Source organism: Gelidibacter sediminis (genome assembly GCF_004364975.1).
GTDB classification, from domain to species: domain Bacteria; phylum Bacteroidota; class Bacteroidia; order Flavobacteriales; family Flavobacteriaceae; genus Gelidibacter; species Gelidibacter sediminis.
In genome coordinates, this window is record NZ_SOBW01000007.1 from 221564 (window position 1) to 245060 (window position 23497).

The following is a 23497-nucleotide window of genomic DNA, read 5'->3' on the forward strand; positions in this document are numbered from 1 at the left end:
TTAAATCTTATTGTACAGCTTGCAAGGCATCAATATTACCATATCCAAAATTGCTATTCTTACTAGGATAAAAATCAGAAGCTTGCTTCAACCTACTTAACACTTGTTCTCGAGACCAATTTGGATATTTTGACCACACCAAGGCAGCAATGCCTGCAGTAGTCGCAGTAGCAACTGAAGATCCACCGGTATAATTACGGGTCCCATTATAGAATCCTAAAACGGGTGGCGATTTAGAAGTGTCATTATCTCCTTCCATGACGATGGTGAAATCAATTTTACTACCACTGTGGCAAGTTTCACAACGCTCATAATTAACCCCATCATCTACACCCGTTACGGCAACCGTTTCATCCATTGTGGCTGGGAAAATCACCCCAAAACCATTTGTAAAACTCGTGGAAGTTCCTCCAGCAGCAAAAATAAGTTTGTTTTTACTGTAGGCATACTTTACAGCATCTTTAATATTTCCTATAGACCAAACGTAACCTATAGACATTGAAATAATATGTACATCGCTTCTACGTCCTAATTGAACCAATGCATCAGAAACCCCTTTACGCTCATGATAATCATTTAATAACACATCTTCAGTAGCTCTATATGCCACTAAATTTGAATTATAAGCGACACCAACCGGCATTCCATTATCATTACGAGGCGAGGCCATTGCAGAGGCCATGGCTGTACCATGACCACATTTATCGTGTGGACCGTCATAGTTGCTGGACCACCACCAGCCTGAGTCGATAAACGTTCCATATTTTTGGACCGTACGTCCCGAAGAATAACCATCGTTAAACCCTGAAGAATTTAATAAAGATTGAGATTCCGAAACACCCGTATCGATTAATCCTATTGTTACTCCTGCTCCGGTACTTACGTTCCAAGCTTGCGGGATGTTATGCTTACCAAAATTCCATGAAACTTGAGCATTATTAGGCGCAATTGTAGTGTAATGTGCTGGATTTATCGTGGCTGAATTGTCATTACAACCTGAACTTGATCGGTTATATTCTTTCCCTTTATAATGACTGTATCCATTAGGTTCCAAATACCTTACATATTTATGTTTACGAAGTTCAATTATGGTGTTGATATTCTGTATACCTACATCAACAACGTTAATAATTACATGGGAAACCGTTGTCAATTCAGACGCCTTTGATTTTTCATTTTGGGCTACGACAGCCAATACCTCATCCTTTTTCGAGATGATTTGTCTATTTTCGCCTTCCGAAAAGCTCTCTCCTTTTTCACCATAACCAATAGTTAGCACATTATTGCCATGAATAACGGCACTCCACAAAAAATATGCGTCAACCTGACTCCAGTCGAAATCGCCAGTTTTGTTTAAAGTTTCTGTGATTTTAGTGTTGATTTCATCAATGGTTAAGGGGTGTTCTGGATAGACCACCTGAGGTGCTGCCGCTTCAAAATTCGTTTCTTCTTTAGAACAAGAAACCAGAACGAGCGTAAAAAGAAATACTACCTTAAAGTGAAGTTTTTTCATGTGACAAATATTTAGAAATGAATAACATTCTAAATATATTGAATTATCCCTAAGAAAAAATTGTAAATTTTAAATTTGTGACAAAAATTTGCCTCAAATATTTCTAAAGATGTATTACATTTTGCGTTTAATGGATCCGACAGTATCTTCTACTTCATCTTTAACTTTTTGAATTTCTTCTGTTATAGACTTCGTATATTCGGAGGTATTGATACCGTTTTTTTCTGTCGTTTTAGTAATCTCTGATTTGAGATCGTTGGTTGCATCTCTTAATGTCCGCATACCTTTACCCATACCCTTTGCAATATCCGGAACTTTATCAGCACCAAAAACCATCACCACTATAAATAGGATGAACATGACCTCTGTGGTCCCAATAAACAAAAATGTAGAATGTAGTATCACAATGCAAATATAGTGAGTTGTTTTGAATACAATAAAAAAGCCGACTGTTAAATTAGTCGGCCTTTATAGTTAAAGTTTTCTAGTTTACTCTTGAACTTTGTTTTTAAAGCTATCAAACTGACTTGTCTGTTCTTTCCGTGGCCATGAATTATTAGCCGTATCAATATCTGCCGTCTCCGCATTTGGATCCACAACTATAGATATGATTTCTTTTTGAGAAGCAATGGCTTTACTCACTTGCTTGTCATTTAATCTCCAAATTTCTGCTGGATACTTTTCTGTTTTTGAAGTTCCATCAACGTAATTGTACTGCACGATAATTGGCATTACCAAACCTCCTGGTTTTTCAAAGGTCACATTATAAAAATACTTAGGTGTTTTGATATTTTTACGCTCTGCCTCCGTAAAATTATCCATTAAATATTCTTTAAGAGATGGAATATCGTCAGCCTGAATACCATTTCTCATAGCGTCAGTCAACTCATCGCTGCCATCTTCTACCATATATACCATAGGTTCTAATTTGTTCAAATCTAAATTTCTTCTCGCCGCCACATCTTTAATGTATTGGTTAGGTTCTGACGATACGTAAAATTTGGTCACTTCCTTAATGCCGATATCGACCCAATCTGTAGTGTAGAACCATCCTCTCCAATACCAGTCTAGATCTACCGCAGACGCATCTTCCATAGTTCTGAAGAAATCTTCTGGAGTTGGGTGCTTAAATTTCCAACGGTGCGCGTATTCTTTAAAGGCATAGTCAAACAACTCACGCCCCATAACGGTTTCCCTCAAAATATTGAGCGCCGTTGCTGGTTTGCCATAGGCGTTATTTCCAAATTGGTAGGTATTTAAACCTTTACTCATAATGGGTGCAATATAATCTTGGTTCCCTTCCATGTAAGGAATGATATTAATAGCAGGGCCGCGACGTGACGGAAAGGTTTTATGCTCTGGCGACAGCGCATTCGGATACCATTCTCCAAAATCTTGTTCGGCAACATATTGTAAAAAGGTGTTTAGCCCTTCATCCATCCAGGTCCATTGGCGCTCGTCACTGTTAACGATCATCGGGAAAAAGTTATGCCCCACTTCATGAATGATTACGCCCATCATCCCGTATTTGACACGATCGCTATACGTACCATCTTTTTCAGGACGTCCATAATTCCAACAAATCATTGGGTATTCCATACCTTGCCTTTGGGCATGTACTGATATTGCTTTATGATAAGGATAATCAAAAGTCATTCTCGAATAGGTTTTTAAGGTGCTTGCCACAGCTTTAGTAGACCACTCTTCCCATAACGGATTACCTTCTTTAGCATATAATGACACCGCCATAACATCTTTTCCGCCTACTTTAACTGCCATCATATCCCAAATATATTTTCGTGATGAGGCAAAACCAAAATCACGCACATTTTCTGCATACAATTTCCAGGTTTTCTTAGCTTTAGATCGGCTTTTTTCTGCCTTTTCAGCTTCAGCTTGTGTCACGATCATGACAGGCTTATCATACGATTTTTTAGCTTTTTCATAACGCTCCAACATGGTTTTAGAGAACACCTCTTTTCTATTCATCAATTTCCCAGTGGCATCCAAAATATGGTCTGCAGGTACGGTAATATTTACTTCAAAATTCCCAAAAGGCAATGCAAACTCATCACGCCCCCAAAATTGTGAATTTTGCCACCCTTCTACATCATTGTACACTGCCATACGTGGGTAAAACTGCGCGATGACATATGCTCTATTACCATCTTCAGGAAAATATTCGTAACCCGAACGGCCTCCATCTTTAACGTGATCGTTAATATTATACCACCATTTAATAGCAAAAGAGAATTTCTCACCAGATTTTAAAGGTTGTGGTAATTCAACACGCATCATCGTTTGATTGATGGTGTGTTGCAAGGGCTTACCATTGGTTTCTTTTACTTCTAAAATATGGAATCCGCCATCAAAAGGTTTTTCTAAATAGGCTGAAGCAAATTGTCCGGTAGTGGCAGCCTTTGCTACACCACTACTTTCAATTAATGGCGATTTTGAATCTTTTGCGCGTTGATTTTGATCTAATTGCACCCAGAGATACGTCAAAACATCTGGCGAATTGTTAGTGTATGTTATGACCTCATCACCATGAATCCTTGCAGTGTCATCATCCAATTCAATATTCATCTTATAATCTGCCTGTTGTTGATAATAGGCATGTCCTGGTGCTCCAGAAGCTGCTCTATACATATTAGGCGTTGAGAATTCAGTATATAATTGCCTGAATTTATTGGTATTTACGTGACCAGGTTTACGGTCTTGCTTGGTCTCATCTTGAGCAAAAGTGCTTACTGAAATAGAGAGAACAAAAAGACATAATAATTTAAATGATTTCATCTGTAAGGGTTATATGTATACTAATTAGTTTGAAATGTAAATAATTTGAAACAATCCGATGCAATTTGTTAAAATTTTAACACAGCTTTATCATTCTGCTGCATGAGGATATAGCTCTTTTTTTCATTGTTTATATTTAGCTTAACAATATTTTGTTGGTCGTCAAAATTGTCAAACAATAAGGAATTCGTAATATCAAAGGTCTTGATGCTTTTAATTCCCATAACCTCCAAATAGCAAAAAAGAATATCGTTATCATACTCCTTGCCAATGAATTTAAAGCTAACAGGAGCGCCATTAATAGTAATATTGATTTTATCTTTTAAGTAGCGCTGCAAATAGACATTGACTTCTTCCGTTTCATTGTTTGGTGTAAACATCAAGCGTTTGTCATAACGCTTGCGAAGCGTATTTTCCAAGTCATCAATAAAGATTCTGGAAATAATTTGCACGGATTGCTTCTCTTTAACATATTCAACTTCAGTAACACTCACATAAAACTTATGTGAATTTACCGATAGCAAAAGTGGTAGACAGATTGCTAAAACAAGAATTTTAATGGCCTTCATAGATATTGATAATTTTCAAAAATACAGTTTTAGTATGCAAAAAACAGTCCAAAAACCAAGTTCTACTCTTTTTCTGATTGGAGAATGGATTTAAAGGCTTCTAATTTAGCCATTAGAAAATCAATAGTAGCCATATCATTTTTAAGTTTGCAAAGGCGCTCAAACTCGGCATCATCTTGACAGTAATAGAAAAATTCTGTTCTTAGCGCTTCTTCCATATAAGATTTGGAGAAGAGATCTTTAGCAAGATTAGATTTAATGTAGTCTAAACAATGATCTAATTTTTCCAATTTTATATGTTGCTTTAGTTGTTTTGTTCGCCCAGAAATGCCATTTAAAATAGGGTTTAGTGGAATAAAACCACCCCCCGAAGTGGCCTCATACAACCGTCTTTCCGATTGGGTTTTAGGTTTTCCAATATACCCGGGGATGCCAAGATTATAAAAATTGAGTTCTGGCGTTAAATCAGCATTGTTAATATCCGACATTAAATCACCTGTAAGCACTTTTCCTACCACCACCTCGTCTAACGCATTGACCAATTCCTCTAAGTATACCGTAACGCGTTTTGTAGCTAAAATAAGTTTAGTAATAATAACTTCTTTAGGCTGGTAAGAAATCCCAGAAAACAGGATGGTGTCATTCAATTTGGCAGGAATAGTAAACTCCCCATTACTATTGGAAATGGTGAATCTACTAGCCGTTTTATTGATAACATGAATGCCATCTACCTCACTAGGTGCAATGATTTGCCCTATGACTTCTAACGTTTGGCCACTTACAAATTGAATACAAAAAAGCGTTAGCAGGAGAATAAAAACCTTAGTTCTTTCCACCTTCCTTGTCTAAAAATTCTTTACTTTTTTGACTTATAAATTCTAGAAACTGAAACTCTTTGCCGGAGTTTAATAAGGAATAATCAACACCTTCATCTTCTACATAACGAATAAATGCTTCAACTTTATGTTCTGGAATATTAAAATTCTCCACTAAAAATTTGGTACTGTAATGATCTGTAAAGTCGTCATAAGAAGTGGCCTTGAGGACGTCTTCCCTATCATTGTTCTTTTTTGACTTAAAAATTGGTCGAAGAAATAAATCTACAATCCCAATCACATCAAAACCATATTGAATATTATTTCCGGTTCCGGGCATCGCAATATTAACGACCTTCGATTTATAGTCATCAGGAAATTCATAATCGTTCATATTTGCTAAACCGAAGTATATAGCATCTAAATCTGGATTGAAAGTTCTGACACTTTCAATATCTACAAGTAAATTCCCCGTCAGGTCATAAGGCAGGATAATGACCTCATCCAGTTTATTTACTTTTTCCACTAAAAACACCGTCATACTTCGCGTTTTTATAATTTTCTCATCAATAGTGACGGTAAAATCCTGAAATAACAACGCACGCACCTCAATAATGTCGTTTAGAGCAACATTGAGTGTAAACATACCATTTTCATCAGTGAGCGTGCCCTTTTTAGACGACGAGTTGTATACGGTAATATTCTCCAAGTCGCTATTCTCTACAACAATCTTACCTGAAATTTCAATGCGTTTAATAGTTTGCGCAGTCACTACCGATAGTGGAATTATGAGAAAAAGATACAGTAAAGCAGTTTTCATAAGTTGATGTTTTAGTTAGGATTATAAAGAAAGCTTGAATGCTCTTAATAATAATGTTCAGCCCAATTAAACTTTTGTTAAAGTGACAGATTACTTAAATTTACAACAAAATATTTGAGATTGTTGACCTTATTGCACCGGAATCGTTCCTTATAACAAAAATCTCATGATAGCGTTTATGTACTAAACAAGATTGAACATATGAAACAGATGATGATTGCCAGTACCTCCACCATTCATGGCAGTGGCTATTTAAGTTACTTATTAGAAAACCTTTCTTCCTTTTTTAAGGAGACTGATACCATTCTATTTATACCTTACGCAAGACCTGGCGGCATTAGTCATGACGATTACACCCAAAAAGCAAAAGATGCCTTTTCACAAATAGGAAAAAAGGTAAAAGGAATTCATGAATTTAACAATCCTAAAGACGCTTTAAAACAAGCTAAAGGAATTTTTGTAGGTGGTGGCAACACCTTCGTGCTCGTCAATCAGCTTTATAAAAATGATTTGATTAGCACGATGCAAGAGGTGATCCAAAATGGAACACCCTATTTGGGCACGAGTGCAGGCAGTAATATTTGCGGACTTACGATTAACACTACTAATGACATGCCTATTGTTTACCCGCCAAGTTTCAAGGTGTTAGCACAGATTCCTTTTAATATCAATCCCCATTACCTAGACCCTGATCCGAGCAGCAAACATATGGGAGAAACTCGGGAAACACGGATTCAGGAATTTCATGCGTATAATACACCGCCTGTAGTTGGGCTTCGCGAAGGCAGTTGGCTTGAAGTAAATGGAAATAGTATAGTATTAAAAGGAGCATTGGATGCTCGAATTTTTGAATACAATACAGCGCCCTATGAAGTGAAAACGGGTACAGATTTGAGTGGGCTGAAGTAAATGAGGGAGTGAGGTGTGAGGTTTGGGGTTAGAATTAAGTATTAAGAAAGAGAAACTGAAAGGAGATATAATTTCAATATACTTCACTAAGCTGAAATTATTTTTGAAGATTTATATGTGATAACATAGCCTCTATATTGTTTAAGGCCATCTGTGTTAATTCCTGAAATTCGTGTCAAAAACTAAAGTCGCTGTTGTCTAAATCTTCTTCAAAAAATGATAGCCTAAAATCTCAAAGCCTTCATTATAATAAAATTTATGCGAAGGGTAATTTTGCACATAGGTATTGAGTTCTACAGCTTGACAACCTTTTTGGGCCACATAATCGTAGATGCATTTTAAAAACTGTTTGCCCAATCCCTTCTTTCTGTAACCATCATCAATAAATACATGATCTAATTCGACACTTCTCCCAGAATAATGACGTGTACAAAACCACATTCCTGAGATCCCGATAAGCTTATCACCATCATAAATGCCAGCACATTCGTAATTCTGCGTCACCATTTCTGCAAAACGTTGCTTTAAAACCGCCTCGGAGGTCTTGTACTCCGTCAGCTTGAGCATTAACGGAATGATGGTATTGATATTGGTAGATTCTATTATTTTAAATGAAATGGGCATACTCTTAAATTTGAGTAAAAATAAATAAAATCTCTCAAGATAAAATCAATTGATAGAGATTTGACCCTAAATAACAATTGAAAACATTTAATGTTGTGCACGGCCAAAATTAAAGAGTATCAACCTTAGCGACGAATCAGACAGGGGTTGCTTGCTATGGTTATTGGAAGACTGTAATCTATTACCTGAATCTCTACAACTGTTTCAATGTTACCATTAGTAATAGTTATGCAATACGAGCGTTTCTCAATTTTAGTTCTAATTTGATGTGCCTCTGGCATATCTTCAATAAATGTTGCAGCATTAGAGGAATTGATTAAAAACCCTAATACAATGGCAGAAATAATGATTGTTTTTTTCATGATGAATGATTTTTGATGCTATAAGACAGACGAATGGAAATTATATCTGTTACAGAATTTCTAATAAAACTTCATTATTTCATGCTGTAAAGATTAAAGCAGATCGTCTTTTACGAATCCCATATATCAGATTTATCACTTATTATACCTTCAAAATTTTACTGATTTTAGCAGTCTTATACGTTCAATTAGGTTATAAACTTTTATCTTTGAAATCTTAAACCCATTACAAATGAACAAAAAAGTGATTCTTATGATTCTTGATGGTTGGGGGAAATCTCCAGACCCAAAAGTATCAGCTATAGACAACGCCCACACCCCGTTTATAGATTCATTATACACCAACTACCCTAGCGCTTCCTTAAGAACTGATGGCCTACATGTAGGACTTCCTGAAGGCCAAATGGGTAACAGTGAAGTAGGTCATATGAATTTAGGTGCAGGAAGAATTGTCTACCAAGATTTGGTAAAAATCAACTTGGCGGTTGAGAATCACACCCTTGCTCAAGAAAAAGTCTTAGTGGATGCCTTTACCTATGCAAAAGAAAATAAAAAGCCTGTTCATTTATTAGGTTTATTGAGTGATGGTGGCGTACACTCGCATATTAACCATTTATTTGGATTGCTTGATGCGGCAAAACAGTATGATCTGGACGATGTATTTGTGCATGCATTTACAGATGGACGTGATGTAGATCCTAAATCAGGTAAAGGCTTTGTGTCTCAACTTCAAAACCACCTGTTAGACTCCTCTGCTGAATTGGCTACTGTAACGGGTCGTTATTACGCCATGGACCGTGATAAACGTTGGGAGCGTGTTAAATTAGCTTATGATGCTGTAGTGAATGGTATTGGTCAGCCATCTTCTGATGCAATTGAAAGCATTCAACAAAGTTATGATAAGGACATTACAGATGAGTTCATTCAACCCATTGTAATGACAGATGCTGATGGCAACCCAAAAACTAAAATCAAGGACGGCGATGTAGTTATATTTTTCAACTTTAGAACCGATAGGGGCCGCCAATTAACTGAAGCGCTTTCACAGTATGATTTTCATGTACAAAACATGCACAAACTCGATTTGTACTATGTTACCATGACAAATTACGACGAAGTCTTTACAGGTATTAATGTTGTTTTTGAAAAAGACAATCTGACGGAAACTTTAGGCGAAGTATTGGAGAAATATCATAAAAAACAAATCCGTATTGCGGAGACAGAAAAATATCCACACGTCACTTTTTTCTTTTCTGGTGGACGAGAAATTCCATTTGATGGAGAGAAACGTATTTTACGCAATTCACCTAAAGTAGCCACATACGATTTACAGCCAGAAATGAGCGCCTATGAACTTCGCGATGCCTTAATTCCTGAATTAGAGAATGGAGAGGTGGACTTTGTTTGTCTTAATTTTGCAAATGGCGACATGGTGGGGCATACAGGCGTTATGGAAGCCGCCATTAAAGCTTGCGAGGCTGTAGATACTGCTGTAAAAGATGTAGTAACCACTGCATTGGCCCACAATTATACCACCTTATTGATTGCTGACCATGGTAATTGCGAAACGATGATCAACCCAGACGGCACACCTAATACTGCCCACACCACCAATCCGGTACCTATTATTTTAATTGATAAGGATCTGAAGCATATAAATGATGGTATTTTAGGAGATATTGCACCGACCATTCTAAAGTTAATGGGCGTACCACAGCCCGATATAATGACGCAACATCCGTTGGTGTAAACCGTTTAGGCTTACAGAATATTTGTTGTATTTTTAACCCCAAAGCATTACTCATGAATTTTCTTAACAGACTTACTATAGCTGTAGATTTTGACGGCACCATTGTGGAAGATCGGTACCCTGGCATTGGAAAACCGCGCATCTTTGCTTTTGAGACGCTCAAGCGACTTCAGGAAGATGGGCATCGCCTAATTTTATGGACATATAGATATGGTAAAAGCCTTGATGAAGCGGTTGCTTTCTGCAAAGAAAATGGCATTACATTTTATGCGGTGAACAGCAGTTTTCCAGAAGAGCAATTTGACAATACCAAAAGTCGTAAGATCAATGCTGATTTGTTTATTGATGATCGCAATATTGGCGGTGTACTCGGCTGGGGCGAAATTTATCAAATGATTACAAAAGAGGAACCAAACATTCCTATCCCACGTAAAAAAGGACTATTCTCTTTTTTCAGTAGGGATTAGTTTCTCAATAATTGGAAGTATTGCCGATCTATAGCTTCCTGATGATCAGGATGCGCGATATTCACTAAAGCTTTTACCCTATTTGTAATTGATTTACCATAAAGTTCAGCAATGCCATTTTCGGTTACTACGTAATGTACGTGGGCTCTTGTAGTCACCACGCCCGCACCTGGCTTTAAATTTGGTACTATCCGGCTGATTCCTGATTTGGTTACCGATGGCAATGCTATTATTGCTTTACCGCCTTCACTTAAAGAAGCTCCTCTGATAAAATCCATTTGACCACCAACGCCAGAATATATTTTAGACCCAATAGAATCTGCACATACTTGTCCCGTAACATCTACTTCAATGGCAGAATTAATGGCCACCATTCGAGGGTTTTGTTTGATTATAGATACGTCATTGGTGTAATTTGAAGCGCGCATTTCAATAAACGGATTGTCATCTACATAATCATACAACCGTTTAGAGCCCATTAAAAATGTCGCTAATGCCCTGCCCCTATTGATAGTTTTATAATTTCCATTTATTACATTTTTCAAAATCAAATCAATCACACCATCACTAAACATTTCAGTATGCAATCCTAAATCTTTATGATTGGATAATCTTGTCAATACTGCATTTGGGATGCTGCCAATACCCATTTGCAAGGTACTTCTATCATCAATTAAACTGGCCACAAAATCACCTATCATTCCCTCAGTAGCAGTTGGCTTTTCCATATAATGAATAGGAAGCGCTTCATCACAATCTACAAAAGCATCAATTTCTGAGATATGAATAATACCAGCGCCATGTGTTCTAGGCATTTGTTGATTGACCTGCGCGATTACATATTTGGCGTTGTCAATGGCTGCCAATGTTGCTTCCACAGAAACACCAAGGGAACAATACCCATGCCTATCCGGGACAGACACATGTATTAATACGACATCCAGATCTATAATGCGTCGCTTAAAGAGCAACGGCAATTCACTTAAAAAAACAGGTGTGTATGATCCGTTTCCGGCCTTTATCGTATGTCTGACGTTTTTACCAATAAAAAAGCAATTCACATGGAAACTGTCCTTTAACTCCGGGTTGGCATACGGCGCATCGCCTTCAGTATGTAGTTGACAAATTTCTACATTTCTGAGTTCTTCATGCCGATTAGCTAGGGCATTGACCAGTAATTGTGGCGCTGCAGCAGCTGCTTGTATGTAGACACGATCATTTGATTTGACAGCCTTTAGGGCTTCTTCTGCAGAAACTGATTTGTACATATTCGTCCAATTTAATTGCAAAACTATTCAACAAAATCCAGTAAAAAACTGTCGAAAGTCATGTTTTCAAAAAATGTCCACCCCATTTATTTTAAGTATCTTTGCCAATATTTTTTTTACAATGATTATACAAAAAACACGAGAAGAAATAGAATTGATGCGTGAAAGTGCGCTTATCGTTTCTAAAACTTTAGGCATGTTGGCCAAGGAAGTAAAACCTGGCGTTACTACCATGCAATTGGATAAAATGGCCGAAGAATTTATTCGCGAACAAGGTGCCATTCCTGGGTTTTTAGGTCTATATGATTGTCCTTCCACACTACTTTGTAGCACCAATGAGGCTGTAGTCCATGGATTGCCAACAAATGTGCCTTTGAAAGAAGGAGATGTAGTAGCGATTGATTGTGGTGCGATCAAAAACGAATTTTATGGGGATCATGCCTATACTTTTGAAATTGGTGAAGTTGCACCTGAAACCAAAAAGCTCCTTCAAATTACCAAAGAGTCTTTATATGTAGGTATCAGAGAATTAAAAGTAGGCAATCGTGTAGGTGACGTTGGTTTTGCTATTCAGCAGTATTGCGAAGCCGAAGGTTACGGCGTGGTTAGAGAATTGGTAGGTCATGGATTGGGCAGGAAAATGCACGAGGATCCTGAAATGCCTAACTACGGAAAACGCGGTCGTGGTAAGAAATTTATTGAAGGTATGGTTGTGGCTATTGAGCCTATGATCAATTTAGGCACCCATCGGATTAAGCAATTGGATGATGGTTGGACTATTGTTACCTTAGATGGAAAACCTAGTGCGCATTTTGAACATGATGTAGCTATTGTTGATGGAAAACCAGAGATACTGTCGACTTTTGGGTATATATATGAAGCTTTGGGGATTGTGTCTGATGAGGAAGATGAGTTTAGACAGAAGGCTTTAGTTCTCTAGACACGAATTTCACGAATTACCACTAACTAAACTCACGTCAAATTTCATCTGAAGCAATAAACAATGAAGGACAATGTGGACTTTCGGTATATAAATGAAGTATTGGAAATTGTGTCAGATGAGGAAGATGAGTTTAAACAGAAAGCTTTAGTTCTTTAGACACGTATTTCACGAATTACCACTAATTAAACTCACGTTAAATTTCCTCTTAAGCCATAAAAAATGAATGAGAATCTGATTTATCGTGAAGAAGCTTACAAAATTGTGGGTATATGTATGGAGGTACATCGTGAATTAGGCAAAGGGTTTAATGAAGTGGTTTATAGTGATGCTTTGGAAATCGAATTCATTGAGCATAATATCAACTACTTAAGAGAAAAGCGCTATTTAATAAGCTATAAAGGAAATATTCTTTCTCACCAATACAAAGCTGATTTTATAATTGATGATAAAATAGTTTTGGAAATTAAAGCAATTGAATGTTTAAATACCGCTCATCTAAAGCAAACATTAAATTATTTAGCCGTTTCAAAATTAAAACCTGGTCTTTTAATCAATTTTGGAGAAGACAGTCTGAAATATAAAAGAGTTGTTCTTTAAGCGCAGAAAAAAAGTTGAAATGAATTTTAAGTCTTTTCGTGATAATTAGTGAAATTCGTGTCAAAAACACACCATTACTCAAAATGAAATTTATATAATACCTTGAAGAAACTCTTTAAATTAATCCTCAATACCATCCCAAGACCAATCCTCATCCGATTGAGTTATGTAGCAAGGCCTGTTTTAGCTTTCATTTTAAAGGGCAATCAATTTACTGATCCGATAGATGGTAAGAGTTTTAGAAGATTTTTGCCTTATGGCTATGGCACCCAACGCAACAATGTGTTATCGCCATCAACATTGAGTTTGGAACGCCACCGACTGTTATGGTTGTACCTTAAAAGGGACACAGATTTCTTTTCCGCGCCTAAAAAAGTCCTTCATTTTGCCCCAGAGCAAGCATTTTACAAAAGATTCAGAGCAATGAAGCATTTGGATTATGTGACGACAGATTTACATTCGCCGTTAGCTGATGTAAAGGCCGATATTTGCAATCTGCCGTTTAAGGACAATGAGTATGATATCATTTTATGCAACCATGTATTGGAACATATTCCGGATGACACCAAAGCTATGCAAGAATTATATCGCATCATGAAACCCGGAGGTTATGGCATTTTTCAAATTCCATTGGATATAAATAGAGTAGAGACTTTTGAAGACGATACTATTACGGATCAGAAAGAACGGGCGGCAATTTTTGGCCAGTATGACCATGTTCGTATTTACGGTCGGGATTATTTTGATAAGCTACGCACGATTGGTTTTACAGTGGAGGAAGTTGATTATACGGCAACACTGTCGGATGCAGACGTTTTGCGGTATTGTTTAGCGAAAGGGGAAGTTATTCCGGTGGTGCGTAAGTAGAGTGTTGGATTATAACATTTCGCCTATGTGCTTATGCAATTCTTCCTTTGTCGGAATGACCAAAGAAGGTTAATCTTCAGGGAAACCGTTTAAGGATAAAGTTTCCAATTCCCTTTTATCATTTTCAAAAATCAAGAATACTTTTAATTCTGGGTGAGTTGCTAAAAAAGTTTTCACCTTTTCAATTCCCATAGCCTTGAATGCCGTGGCGTAGGCATCAGCCGTCATGCAGTCATCAGCGATTACTGAAATACTCAACAAATTCGTTTTACTTGGATATCCCGTTTTGGTATCGATAATATGGGAATACCGATTTCCCAAACTGTCCGTCTTAAATTTTCGATAGGTTCCGGAGGTGGCCATGGCTTCATCATGCAAGGAAATCGCTTTTAAAATGGATTGTTCACCATCAAAATGTGGAAGCTCAACACCTACTCGCCATGGTTTTTGTTTTTCAAAATTCTGACCTTTACATCTAATTTCGCCGCCAATATCTACAATATAATCTTTGATATTCTGGCTTTCAAGAAATTCCGCAATGACATCTACACCATAACCTTTGGCTATCGCATTAAAATCGATAAACGTATTTGGATTATCTTTGACGATTTCATTATTGTTTAAATTCACCTTATCCAACCCTACACTCACCATCAAACTGTCAATTTTAAGACTATCTAAGGCAATGATTGTTCCTTCGGGACCAAAATCCCATGCATTGACCAATACACCGATTGTTGGATCAAAAACGCCGTTGGTGGCTTCGTAAATATTCTTAGATGCATTGAAAACAGTTTTAAAATGGGAGTCCACCAAACCAGCTTTGTTATGATTAATTTTTGAAATATCTGAATCCGCTTGATAAGTAGACATTGAATTATTGATCACCTGAAATAAGCTATCTATTTGATGTTGATAGTTGACATTATCTTCAGAATAATATTGCACGCCATAAGTGGTTCCAAAAATGTTTCCAGATAGCACAGTATTTTTAGATTCCTGCTTACAGGAAACTAAAATTAAGATGAACATAATTCCAAAAAAGTTTCGACTCTGTTTAAGTAAATTCATCAGTATACTTTTTGGTTCTTTCATCTTCAGATTTAATTCAAATTAGTATCAACTACCTGAATGCCATTGTACTCAATCAAGTATTCTTCGTTCAAATAAACAGGTAAATCCTCTCCTTTCGGATTACCGAGGCCGACACCTGCATATAAAACTTTCGCATCCTTTTCCCGTGCATGTTTTTTGAAGGATTCCATCCAAATCATGTCATAGTTGTTAGGATTTTCAGGTAGCATCACCGCCTTAACGATGACAAAGAAATAGTGCTTGTTTTTATCAATACAAACAAACTGAGGATGTCTTTTAAGTTTGCTATTGATGGCTATAAATTCAAAGCCTCGTTTCTCCAAATCCTTCCCAACATGGTTCATGGCGAGGTTATGTAGTTCTTGTGGTGTAAGTGCTTTGCTCATGTTGCAAAAATACAATAATGCCAACAATTAAGATCTTAAGTAAATTAGAAAATATAACAAATCAGAAAAGGGATAATTCAATTAGAACGGATTGGAATTGTAACACCCATGATCCTGATTTTTGGAATACAAGAGTTCTGATCTGTTAAAACGCATTAAATACTTCTTTTAAAATCGGTTTTTCAGTATCTTAATTGTCATAAATTTCTAATTATGAACACTTCACACCGATTAGAACAAGCATTGAAGAAACTTTACACGGCGTTTTACAACGACACATTACATCCAGAATGCTGTCAACAGTGTGCCGTTGGAAATATTTTAGACCAAACCGATGCCTGGAAACATTTTTCAGACCGTCATGGTTCATTACAGTTGAATTATGTGGGCTTAGTACACCAAAATTTAGGACGAAAGTTCAACGGGTATACACCTTCAGAACTACTTCAAATTGAAGCTATATTTCTAAAAGCATGTGGATATTCACTCCCACTAATGTCTACTAGTAAACGAATTGAAGACCCTCAAGATAAAGATCTTCTGTTTGTGGCGCTATTAGAAACGATTAAATTTTTGTGTGAGTTGGATGGTATACCAGATATTTTAGAGCATAAACCTATGCTCAGGAACCACAAAGACCAACAAATCAGCGTTCTAGAAAATCAACCCATTGATTAGGCTTAGATTTTGACAATAAATTTTAACATTAAAATGTTTCAATAAGTTTTATTAATGTAAAAAATAAAATTTATATTCGAAGCCTAGGATGCCTATTATCCTTAATTGCCCCAAATACCTACAAATTATAATGCAAGTTACACCTACTAATGACAACACCCTTTTCTTACTTAATTTTATACAACAACAAGCTTCTATCGGAACTTGGGAGTATCATGTAGAAGAGGAAGCGCTCCAATGGAGTGATGAGACAAAAAGAATTCATGAACTCTCCCTAGATTATGAACCAGAAATCGCATCAGGCATTTCGTTTTATAAAGAAGGATATAGTAGAGAGACCATCAAAAAACTTTTTGCTGATTGTTTAGAACACAACAAAAACTTTGACGAAGAACTAGAAATCGTTACAGCTAAAGGTAGCGAGAAATGGGTCCGGGCTATAGGAATGGCTGTAATGGAGGATGGTAAATGCATCAAGGTCCAAGGTCTATTTCAGGATATTGATGAAAAAACCAAGAATATCAAAGCGTTAGCTTTTAAAGAGGAACAGCTCTCAAAAACTTTTGAAAACGCAGTGGTAGGTATGGCTATTTTAGATTTAAATGGCCAATGGATTGAATTCAACAAAAGTCTCTGTCACATCTTTGGCTACAAAAAAGAAGAACTTCAACGTATTTCCTACTTAGATATTACGCATCCCGAGGACTTGAAATATGATTATCAAGCAATGGCGAAAATGATGAAGGGGACTAAACATAATTATGAGGCAGAAAAACGCTTTATTGGAAAGAATGGCAATGCAATCTGGGCTTTGTTATCAATGTCCATTATAAGAGACGATGATGGAAAACCCCAACATTTTGTAGCCCAAATAAACGATCTTACGCATATGAAGATCCATAGAGATGAAGTAAATCAGCTTTTAGAAACTACTGAAAATCAAAATAAGCGTTTGTTAAATTTCGCTCACATTGTCTCACACAATTTAAGATCTCATTACAGCAATTTAGATATGTTATTGGATCTCGTGAAGATTGATTACCCAGACAACACCAAAAACGATATATTCCCACATATAGAGGAGGCTGTCAGTCATTTAGGCGAAACGGTAGAAAATTTAAATGAGGTCGCTTCAATAAATATAAAAAATGCGATCATGCTAGAACCTATAAATCTATTGGGAAATCTTAATAAAGTTATAAAAGGCATGAGTGCTCTCATTTTAGATTCTAAGACTATTGTTGTTAAAGACATTGAACAGCATTTGAGGGTAATGGCAATTCCTGCATATTTAGATAGTATACTACTAAATTTTCTAACTAATGCCATAAAATACAAGAAACCGGGTAAACCAGCTCACATCCATTTTCATACTGAAATTACGGAAGATCATATTATATTACATATTTCAGACCAAGGGCTTGGAATAGATCTTGAAAAGCACGGTAAAAAATTATTTGGAATGTATAAAACATTTCATAATCACAAAGACTCAAGAGGCTTAGGCCTATTTATTACAAAAAATCAAGTAGAAGCACTTGGTGGCAAGATTGAAGTGACAAGTCAACTTGGTACAGGTACAACATTTTCTATATACTTAAAAAAACATGAATAAAATTGATATTGCCTGTATAATTGATGACGACCCAATTTTTATTTTCGGAGCCAAACGCATGATGGAACTTGCAAACTTTTGCGAATCCTTCATGATATTCAAAAATGGCAAGGAAGCGTTAAACAATTTAAAATCCCTAATTAAAACTGGAGAAAATATCCCTGACGTCATTCTGTTAGATATTAATATGCCAGTAATGGACGGATGGGAGTTTTTAGATGAATTCATTAAGATTGAATCACAAAAACCAATAACCATCTTTATTGTGAGCTCATCTATAGACCCAACTGATCAGGATAAGGTTAAGAAATATCAAAATGTTTCTAATTTTATTGTAAAACCAATCTCAATAGAAACCTTAAAATCCATTTCTGCGAAGGTTTTAAACCCTTAAATTAAAAAACATTACTCTTTTAATTAGCTGACTTAGTTACGGTACGTCGTTAACCTAAGACCAGCTTTTTATACTCCTAAAACAACAATCTTGTTTATATCAAGAGTTCATTCCAATTTGATATCGAGATGGAAAATATAAAAAAACCCAACACTTTCATGTTGGGTTTTAAAATTCCTACACCATAGGAATCCTATAATAGTAAATTAAGATTCAATTTTTATAATTATCCACCAAAGTCATCAAATCTGATGTTCTCATCAGGAATTCCGAAGTCTTCACCCATCTTCTGCACCGCTTGGTTCATCAACGGTGGACCACAGAAATAAAGTTCAATATCCTCTGGAGCATCATGGTGATTTAAATAATTATCGATCACACAGTTGTGAATAAAGCCTACAAATCCATCTCCAGGCGCGTCAATATTCTCTTTTACTTTCCAATTGTCTTCTTCCATAGGTTCAGACAAGGCTAAGTAAAATTTAAAATTAGGGAAATCCCTTTCCAACTCACGGAAATGCTCTAAGTAGAACAACTCACGCTTAGATCGGCCACCATACCAATACGTCACTTTACGGCCTGTTTTTAAGGTTTTGAACAAGTGGTACAAGTGTGAACGCATTGGCGCCATACCAGCTCCACCACCAACATATAACATTTCTGCTTCAGACTCATTGATAAAGAATTCGCCATAAGGTCCAGAAATTATTACTTTATCTCCTTTTTTCTGATTAAAGATGTAAGAAGAAGCAATTCCTGGATTGACATCCATCCAACCATTTTTAGCACGATCAAAAGGAGGCGTCGCAATACGTACGTTTAACATAATTTCACGTCCTTCTGCTGGGTAAGAAGCCATAGAATATGCGCGCTCTACCGTCTCGTCATTTTTCATTACTAACGGCCACAATTTAAATTTGTCCCATTCCGCTTGAAATTTATCAGGTCTATCATGTTCTTCAGGATGCGCTGTAATGTCCATATCTTCGAACTTTACAGTACACGGCGGAATTTCAATTTGAATATATCCACCAGCTTTATAGCCCATATCTTCAGGAATCTCTACAACAAATTCCTTAATAAAAGAGGCGACATTATAATTTCTTACAACTGTTGCTTCCCATTTCTTGATCCCAAAGACTTCTTCAGGAATGGTGATTTCCATATCCTGTTTCACTTTTACCTGACAGGATAAACGTGCGCCTTCTTGTAACTCTTTTCTTGTAAAGTGTGGTGTTTCTGTTGGAAGTGCCTCACCCCCACCAGATAATACATGACATTCACATTGAATGCATGTACCACCGCCACCACATGCCGATGGTAAGAATATCTTTTCGCCACTAAGGGTAGATAGTAAACTGCTCCCAGAAGAGACTTCAATTTCGCGCTCACCATTAATCATGATCTTTACAGGACCTGATGGTGATAATTTTTGTTTTACAAAGAGCAATAATGTTACCAATACCAACGTAATTACTAAAAACGCTGCTACTGTTGCTATAATGGTACCTAAGGTTCCTGCTGCTAATAAAATCATCTTATTCGTTTACTTTAGTGATGTTCAACGTTTGTTTATCTTCTGTTGTCTTTTCAACTTGAGAAATTTCCTTGTCTCCTTCTTGTACAACAGTTCCTTTAGCTACTTCTGGCTCATCTCCACCAGTTAGCATTCCTCCAAAACTCATAAACCCAATTGCCATAAGTCCGGTAATAATAAATGTAATTCCCAATCCTCTTAATGGCGCAGGCACATTAGAATATCTGATCTTCTCGCGAATTGCTGCAATGGTAAGAATTGCTAAAAACCAACCAATTCCTGAAGAGACGCCATAATTAAATGCCAATCCTAAAGTTTGGATATCTCTAGACTGCATGAATAACGACCCTCCTAAGATGGCACAGTTAACGGCAATAAGTGGTAAGAAAATACCTAATGAATTATACAGGGATGGAGAAAATTTCTCTACTACAATCTCAACCAGCTGCACCATTGTAGCGATGGTAGCAATAAACATGATAAAAGAAAGAAAGCTCAAGTCGTAACTTGCATATTCAGCACCTAACCAAGATAAAGCACCTTCTCTGAGTAAATACTGATCTAATAACCAGTTTAAAGGTACTGTAATGGCCAATACAAAAATAACCGCTGCACCAAGACCTACTGCTGTAGCCACCTTTTTAGATACGGCAAGGTAAGAACACATTCCAAGGAAGGTTGCAAATACCATGTTATCTATAAATATCGATTTAAAAAATAATTCTACGTGTTCCATTTTTTATAGTCTTCAGTCCTCAGTCAACAATCTTTAAAAACAACAACGTGTTTTCTTTGGAATGTCTACTGCAGACTAATTAAATTAGTCTTCTATTAAATCTTTGTTTCTACTACGCTGGATCCAAATAATGATTCCAACTACAATCAAGGCCATTGGTGATAATAACATAAATCCGTTATTTTCATAGCCCAATGCATATAATCCAGTTTGTTCACCAGGTATAGGATTACCTAACACTGGAAATCCCAACAAGGTTCCTGAACCCAATAATTCTCTGAAAAATCCTACGATTATTAAAATTAGCCCATAACCTGCAGCGTTACCTATACCGTCCAAAAATGAACGCCAAGGTCCATTGCCGAGCGCAAACGCCTCAAAACGTCCCATAATAATACAATTGGTAATAATTAACCCAACAAATACAGAAAGGGTTTTACTCAATTCGTAAGCAAACGCTTTTAGCACCTGATCTACAATAATTACTAAAGCAGCAACTACTACAAGTTGTACAATAATTCTAATTTTAGAAGGAATGACATTTCTTAACAAAGAAATCACGACGTTTCCGATGCCCAATACAAAAAATACTGAAATTGCCATAACTATGGAAGCTTTCAACTCTGCTGTAATAGCCAAAGCAGAACAGATTCCAAGAACCTGAATTGTAATAGGGTTATTGTCTGCTAATGGATCAGTAATTAATTTTGTATCTTTTTTAGATAAAAGTCCCATAGATTAATTGTTTTTTAAAGTGTCAAAATAAGGTTTGTAAAGCTTTAAGTCGCTTTTAATCATTGCTGTTACACCGTCTCCTGTAATGGTTGCACCTGCAATTGCATCTACGGCATTATCAGTTTTATCAGTATTCTTTGGGTCCGCATTGCCTTTCGCAACGGTAATACCTTTAAAGACACCTGATTCAGAAAGTAAATGCTCGCCTTCAAAATCATCCATAAAATAACGTTGCTTGATATTGGCCCCTAAACCAGGAGTTTCTCCTTTATGATCAAAATAAGCACCTTGTACTACCATATCTTTGTCTAGAGCTACATAGCCCCAAATAGCATCCCAAAGCCCTTTTCCGTAAATTGGCGCTACATAATATGTTTTACCATCTCTTTCTCCAACAAATAAAGGTAATTTTCTTGGCTGGCCTTGTTTTGCATTTGCCTGTTCCTTTTTAACATCAATCAAGTAAGGTTCCTGCTTCGTTTCGGCAACATACTCATCGCGCGTTTGCGTCTTAATTATTTTACCATTGGAATCAATAGTAATTACCAATTGGTCTTTAATATTAGACTTAAAGGCTTCCGGCGCTTTATCTGTAGATATGAATATTGCATTGGACTCATCGTTGTCATTGATGCCCATTGCGTATAATATATTCTGCTGTTTTTCCAGACGTTGATTTTCAGTAATATTTGGTTTCAACGACGAGGCTGTAAAGGCCAATAATGCACCTACCACCACCACCATAATAACGGCGAATAGTATTGTATATGAATTTTTATCTGTTCTCTTTTCCATTCTTAAGCCGTTTTAACTTTTAAACGTTTCATTCTTTTCTTCACATTACCTTGCACTACATAATGATCAATGGTAGGTGCAAAAACATTCATTAATAATATCGCCAACATAACACCTTCTGGGTATGCAGGGTTAAACACACGTATCAAAATTGAAATAAACCCTATAAAGAATCCGTAATACCATTTACCAATATTGGTTTGTGAGCCTGTTACAGGGTCAGTAGCCATGTACACAGCTCCAAATGCGAACCCACCAATTAATAGATGATGCCACCATGTGGTGTTCATCAAGCCGAAGAATTTACTGCTTTCAGAAATCCAACCCTGGGCCACTACAAAATTAAAAATCAAGCCCATGGTAAGTGCTCCCGCCACGGTTGAAACGATAATTCTCCAACTTCCTATTTTGGTAAAGATCAAGAATAAAGCACCCAATAAAATCAACATGGTAGATGTTTCGCCAACTGAACCCGGAATCATTCCAAAAAACATTTCTGCTACGGAATAGGAAGGTTCATGATTTTGAGCCAAACTACCCAATACTGTTTCTCCAGATATAGCGTCAACATTTTGACCGGCTGCAATGGCCTTGTCTCGTGCAACTGCACCATGCACCCAAACTTTGTCTCCAGACATCCAAGTTGGATAGGCGAAGAATAAAAAGGCACGTATGGTTAAGGCAGGGTTTAAGATATTCATCCCTGTGCCACCAAACACTTCTTTTCCAATAACAACTCCAAAAGCTACCGCGACACCAAGCATCCAAAGCGGTGTATCAATTGGCACAATTAATGGCACTAACATACCCGTTACCAAATACCCTTCTTCAACCTCATGACCTTTAATGACGGCAAAAAGGAATTCAATGGCTAATCCTACACCGTAAGATACGATCACCAATGGCAACACTTTCCAAAGACCGATAACCAAGTTGTCCCAAGACCAGAAGATAGCACTAAAAAATCCGTCAGCACGACCAATTTCTCCCAATGCTAAATGGTGTTGGTACCCCGCATTGAACATCCCGAAAATCAAACAAGGAACCAAAGCCATAATAACCGTGTTCATTGTTCGTTTTAAATCATCCACGACCCTAATATGAGAACCACTGTGAGTGGTTTCATTAGGCGCATACAAAAATGTATGCAATGCATTGAACGCAGGCGCCATTTTGGTGCCTCTATATTTTTCTTTTAAACTATGTAAATTACTTTTCAAGCCCAT

General features: G+C 36.8%; 25 protein-coding genes. 9 read left to right on the plus strand and 16 right to left on the minus strand.

Annotated elements, in window-relative coordinates; genetic code table 11:
* Window positions 1-7: 7 nt before the first annotated feature.
* The 6 genes from BXY82_RS01065 to BXY82_RS01090 form a co-directional block, all read right to left on the minus strand.
* Entirely contained in the window at window positions 8-1513 is a 1506-nt protein-coding gene (locus BXY82_RS01065; RefSeq protein WP_133756334.1) for a S8 family serine peptidase, read from the minus strand.
* A 114-nt stretch (window positions 1514-1627) separates the two neighbouring features.
* Window positions 1628-1918 carry a twin-arginine translocase TatA/TatE family subunit gene (locus BXY82_RS01070; protein ID WP_133756335.1) on the minus strand — a complete coding sequence of 97 codons (291 nt, stop codon included), beginning with the start codon at window positions 1916-1918 and terminating at the stop codon, window positions 1628-1630.
* An 84-nt stretch (window positions 1919-2002) separates the two neighbouring features.
* Window positions 2003-4309: a M1 family metallopeptidase gene (locus BXY82_RS01075; protein WP_133756336.1), complete on the minus strand. Its 2307-nt coding sequence runs from the start codon at window positions 4307-4309 to the stop codon at window positions 2003-2005.
* Between the two features lie 68 nt (window positions 4310-4377).
* The gene (locus tag BXY82_RS01080) at window positions 4378-4878 is read right to left on the minus strand and encodes a DUF6702 family protein (RefSeq protein ID WP_133756337.1); all 501 of its coding nucleotides are present in this window, start codon (window positions 4876-4878) and stop codon (window positions 4378-4380) included.
* A gap of 62 nt (window positions 4879-4940) precedes the next feature.
* On the minus strand, window positions 4941-5714 hold the full coding sequence (locus BXY82_RS01085) for a carboxypeptidase-like regulatory domain-containing protein (protein ID WP_133756338.1): 774 nt from the start codon (window positions 5712-5714) through the stop codon (window positions 4941-4943).
* Window positions 5701-6513, minus strand: coding sequence for a carboxypeptidase-like regulatory domain-containing protein (locus BXY82_RS01090; protein ID WP_133756339.1), 813 nt, complete (start codon window positions 6511-6513; stop codon window positions 5701-5703). Before BXY82_RS01090 ends, BXY82_RS01085 begins: the two co-directional genes overlap by 14 nt.
* A gap of 201 nt (window positions 6514-6714) precedes the next feature.
* Here BXY82_RS01090 and pepE point away from each other — a divergent pair, with 201 nt between their 5' ends.
* Window positions 6715-7422 (plus strand): dipeptidase PepE, encoded by a 708-nt coding sequence (gene pepE / locus BXY82_RS01095; RefSeq protein WP_133756340.1) that lies wholly within the window; start codon window positions 6715-6717, stop codon window positions 7420-7422.
* A gap of 198 nt (window positions 7423-7620) precedes the next feature.
* On the opposite strand, the gene BXY82_RS01100 is transcribed toward pepE, so the two are convergent.
* Both BXY82_RS01100 and BXY82_RS01105 read right to left on the minus strand, forming a co-directional pair.
* The gene (locus BXY82_RS01100) at window positions 7621-8046 is read right to left on the minus strand and encodes a GNAT family N-acetyltransferase (RefSeq protein ID WP_133756341.1); all 426 of its coding nucleotides are present in this window, start codon (window positions 8044-8046) and stop codon (window positions 7621-7623) included.
* A gap of 125 nt (window positions 8047-8171) precedes the next feature.
* Window positions 8172-8408, minus strand: coding sequence for a hypothetical protein (locus tag BXY82_RS01105; RefSeq protein WP_133756342.1), 237 nt, complete (start codon window positions 8406-8408; stop codon window positions 8172-8174).
* 232 nt (window positions 8409-8640) lie between these two features.
* On the opposite strand from BXY82_RS01105, the gene gpmI reads away from it, so the two are divergent.
* Together gpmI and BXY82_RS01115 are read left to right on the plus strand one after the other, a co-directional pair.
* On the plus strand, window positions 8641-10158 hold the full coding sequence (gpmI, locus tag BXY82_RS01110) for a 2,3-bisphosphoglycerate-independent phosphoglycerate mutase (RefSeq protein WP_133756343.1): 1518 nt from the start codon (window positions 8641-8643) through the stop codon (window positions 10156-10158).
* 53 nt (window positions 10159-10211) lie between these two features.
* Window positions 10212-10625, plus strand: coding sequence for a BT0820 family HAD-type phosphatase (locus BXY82_RS01115; protein ID WP_133756344.1), 414 nt, complete (start codon window positions 10212-10214; stop codon window positions 10623-10625).
* On the opposite strand, the gene BXY82_RS01120 is transcribed toward BXY82_RS01115, so the two are convergent.
* Window positions 10622-11893: an acetyl-CoA hydrolase/transferase family protein gene (locus BXY82_RS01120; RefSeq protein ID WP_133756345.1), complete on the minus strand. Its 1272-nt coding sequence runs from the start codon at window positions 11891-11893 to the stop codon at window positions 10622-10624. The genes BXY82_RS01115 and BXY82_RS01120 overlap by 4 nt on opposite strands.
* 121 nt (window positions 11894-12014) lie before the next feature.
* Here BXY82_RS01120 and map point away from each other — a divergent pair, with 121 nt between their 5' ends.
* From map to BXY82_RS01135, 3 genes are all read left to right on the plus strand, one after another.
* Complete coding sequence (gene map / locus BXY82_RS01125) at window positions 12015-12833, plus strand: type I methionyl aminopeptidase (protein ID WP_133756346.1); 819 nt, start codon at window positions 12015-12017, stop codon at window positions 12831-12833.
* A gap of 222 nt (window positions 12834-13055) precedes the next feature.
* Window positions 13056-13433 (plus strand): GxxExxY protein, encoded by a 378-nt coding sequence (locus tag BXY82_RS01130; RefSeq protein ID WP_133756347.1) that lies wholly within the window; start codon window positions 13056-13058, stop codon window positions 13431-13433.
* Window positions 13434-13535: 102 nt separating this feature from the next.
* A complete protein-coding gene (locus tag BXY82_RS01135) occupies window positions 13536-14300 on the plus strand; it encodes a class I SAM-dependent methyltransferase (RefSeq protein WP_133756348.1) in 765 nt (254 codons plus the stop codon).
* Window positions 14301-14369: 69 nt separating this feature from the next.
* Here BXY82_RS01135 and BXY82_RS01140 read toward each other — a convergent pair whose 3' ends face one another.
* Both BXY82_RS01140 and BXY82_RS01145 read right to left on the minus strand, forming a co-directional pair.
* Entirely contained in the window at window positions 14370-15371 is a 1002-nt protein-coding gene (locus BXY82_RS01140) for an FAD:protein FMN transferase (RefSeq protein WP_133756349.1), read from the minus strand.
* A gap of 32 nt (window positions 15372-15403) precedes the next feature.
* Window positions 15404-15781, minus strand: coding sequence for a Na(+)-translocating NADH-quinone reductase subunit F (locus BXY82_RS01145; RefSeq protein ID WP_133756350.1), 378 nt, complete (start codon window positions 15779-15781; stop codon window positions 15404-15406).
* A gap of 213 nt (window positions 15782-15994) precedes the next feature.
* Between BXY82_RS01145 and BXY82_RS01150 the strand changes: the two genes are divergently transcribed.
* The 3 genes from BXY82_RS01150 (at window position 15995) to BXY82_RS01160 (ending at window position 18468) form a co-directional block, all read left to right on the plus strand.
* Window positions 15995-16459, plus strand: a complete 465-nt coding sequence (locus tag BXY82_RS01150; protein WP_133756351.1) for a Na(+)-translocating NADH-quinone reductase subunit F — start codon at window positions 15995-15997, stop codon at window positions 16457-16459.
* A gap of 130 nt (window positions 16460-16589) precedes the next feature.
* Entirely contained in the window at window positions 16590-18074 is a 1485-nt protein-coding gene (locus BXY82_RS01155; RefSeq protein WP_166643240.1) for a PAS domain-containing sensor histidine kinase, read from the plus strand.
* Entirely contained in the window at window positions 18067-18468 is a 402-nt protein-coding gene (locus tag BXY82_RS01160; protein WP_133756353.1) for a response regulator, read from the plus strand. Before BXY82_RS01155 ends, BXY82_RS01160 begins: the two co-directional genes overlap by 8 nt.
* Window positions 18469-18694: 226 nt before the next feature.
* Here the strand turns inward: BXY82_RS01160 and nqrF are convergent, their stop codons facing one another.
* The 5 genes from nqrF to BXY82_RS01185 all read right to left on the minus strand — a co-directional run bounded on the left by nqrF (window position 18695) and on the right by BXY82_RS01185 (window position 23497).
* Window positions 18695-20002, minus strand: a complete 1308-nt coding sequence (gene nqrF, locus BXY82_RS01165) for an NADH:ubiquinone reductase (Na(+)-transporting) subunit F (RefSeq protein ID WP_133757383.1) — start codon at window positions 20000-20002, stop codon at window positions 18695-18697.
* Between the two features lie 4 nt (window positions 20003-20006).
* Window positions 20007-20741: an NADH:ubiquinone reductase (Na(+)-transporting) subunit E gene (nqrE, locus tag BXY82_RS01170; protein WP_133756354.1), complete on the minus strand. Its 735-nt coding sequence runs from the start codon at window positions 20739-20741 to the stop codon at window positions 20007-20009.
* 84 nt (window positions 20742-20825) lie between these two features.
* Window positions 20826-21476, minus strand: a complete 651-nt coding sequence (locus BXY82_RS01175; RefSeq protein ID WP_133756355.1) for an NADH:ubiquinone reductase (Na(+)-transporting) subunit D — start codon at window positions 21474-21476, stop codon at window positions 20826-20828.
* Between the two features lie 3 nt (window positions 21477-21479).
* Window positions 21480-22271: a Na(+)-translocating NADH-quinone reductase subunit C gene (locus tag BXY82_RS01180; protein WP_133756356.1), complete on the minus strand. Its 792-nt coding sequence runs from the start codon at window positions 22269-22271 to the stop codon at window positions 21480-21482.
* A 2-nt stretch (window positions 22272-22273) separates the two neighbouring features.
* Entirely contained in the window at window positions 22274-23497 is a 1224-nt protein-coding gene (locus BXY82_RS01185; RefSeq protein ID WP_133756357.1) for an NADH:ubiquinone reductase (Na(+)-transporting) subunit B, read from the minus strand.

Bases quoted from the DNA above. Each gene is read 5' to 3' on its own strand.
- BXY82_RS01080 (WP_133756337.1), bottom strand. From the start codon at position 4,878: ATGAAGGCCATTAAAATTCTTGTTTTAGCAATCTGTCTACCACTTTTG.
- BXY82_RS01140 (WP_133756349.1), bottom strand. From the start codon at position 15,371: ATGAATTTACTTAAACAGAGTCGAAACTTTTTTGGAATTATGTTCATC.
- map (WP_133756346.1), top strand. From the start codon at position 12,015: ATGATTATACAAAAAACACGAGAAGAAATAGAATTGATGCGTGAAAGT.
- BXY82_RS01155 (WP_166643240.1), top strand. From the start codon at position 16,590: ATGCAAGTTACACCTACTAATGACAACACCCTTTTCTTACTTAATTTT.
- BXY82_RS01115 (WP_133756344.1), top strand. From the start codon at position 10,212: ATGAATTTTCTTAACAGACTTACTATAGCTGTAGATTTTGACGGCACC.
- nqrE (WP_133756354.1), bottom strand. From the start codon at position 20,741: ATGGAACACGTAGAATTATTTTTTAAATCGATATTTATAGATAACATG.
- BXY82_RS01180 (WP_133756356.1), bottom strand. From the start codon at position 22,271: ATGGAAAAGAGAACAGATAAAAATTCATATACAATACTATTCGCCGTT.
- BXY82_RS01100 (WP_133756341.1), bottom strand. From the start codon at position 8,046: ATGCCCATTTCATTTAAAATAATAGAATCTACCAATATCAATACCATC.
- BXY82_RS01105 (WP_133756342.1), bottom strand. From the start codon at position 8,408: ATGAAAAAAACAATCATTATTTCTGCCATTGTATTAGGGTTTTTAATC.
- BXY82_RS01075 (WP_133756336.1), bottom strand. From the start codon at position 4,309: ATGAAATCATTTAAATTATTATGTCTTTTTGTTCTCTCTATTTCAGTA.
- BXY82_RS01120 (WP_133756345.1), bottom strand. From the start codon at position 11,893: ATGTACAAATCAGTTTCTGCAGAAGAAGCCCTAAAGGCTGTCAAATCA.
- BXY82_RS01175 (WP_133756355.1), bottom strand. From the start codon at position 21,476: ATGGGACTTTTATCTAAAAAAGATACAAAATTAATTACTGATCCATTA.
- BXY82_RS01130 (WP_133756347.1), top strand. From the start codon at position 13,056: ATGAATGAGAATCTGATTTATCGTGAAGAAGCTTACAAAATTGTGGGT.
- BXY82_RS01065 (WP_133756334.1), bottom strand. From the start codon at position 1,513: ATGAAAAAACTTCACTTTAAGGTAGTATTTCTTTTTACGCTCGTTCTG.
- BXY82_RS01145 (WP_133756350.1), bottom strand. From the start codon at position 15,781: ATGAGCAAAGCACTTACACCACAAGAACTACATAACCTCGCCATGAAC.
- BXY82_RS01160 (WP_133756353.1), top strand. From the start codon at position 18,067: ATGAATAAAATTGATATTGCCTGTATAATTGATGACGACCCAATTTTT.
- BXY82_RS01150 (WP_133756351.1), top strand. From the start codon at position 15,995: ATGAACACTTCACACCGATTAGAACAAGCATTGAAGAAACTTTACACG.
- pepE (WP_133756340.1), top strand. From the start codon at position 6,715: ATGAAACAGATGATGATTGCCAGTACCTCCACCATTCATGGCAGTGGC.
- BXY82_RS01185 (WP_133756357.1), bottom strand. From the start codon at position 23,497: ATGGGCTTGAAAAGTAATTTACATAGTTTAAAAGAAAAATATAGAGGC.
- BXY82_RS01090 (WP_133756339.1), bottom strand. From the start codon at position 6,513: ATGAAAACTGCTTTACTGTATCTTTTTCTCATAATTCCACTATCGGTA.
- gpmI (WP_133756343.1), top strand. From the start codon at position 8,641: ATGAACAAAAAAGTGATTCTTATGATTCTTGATGGTTGGGGGAAATCT.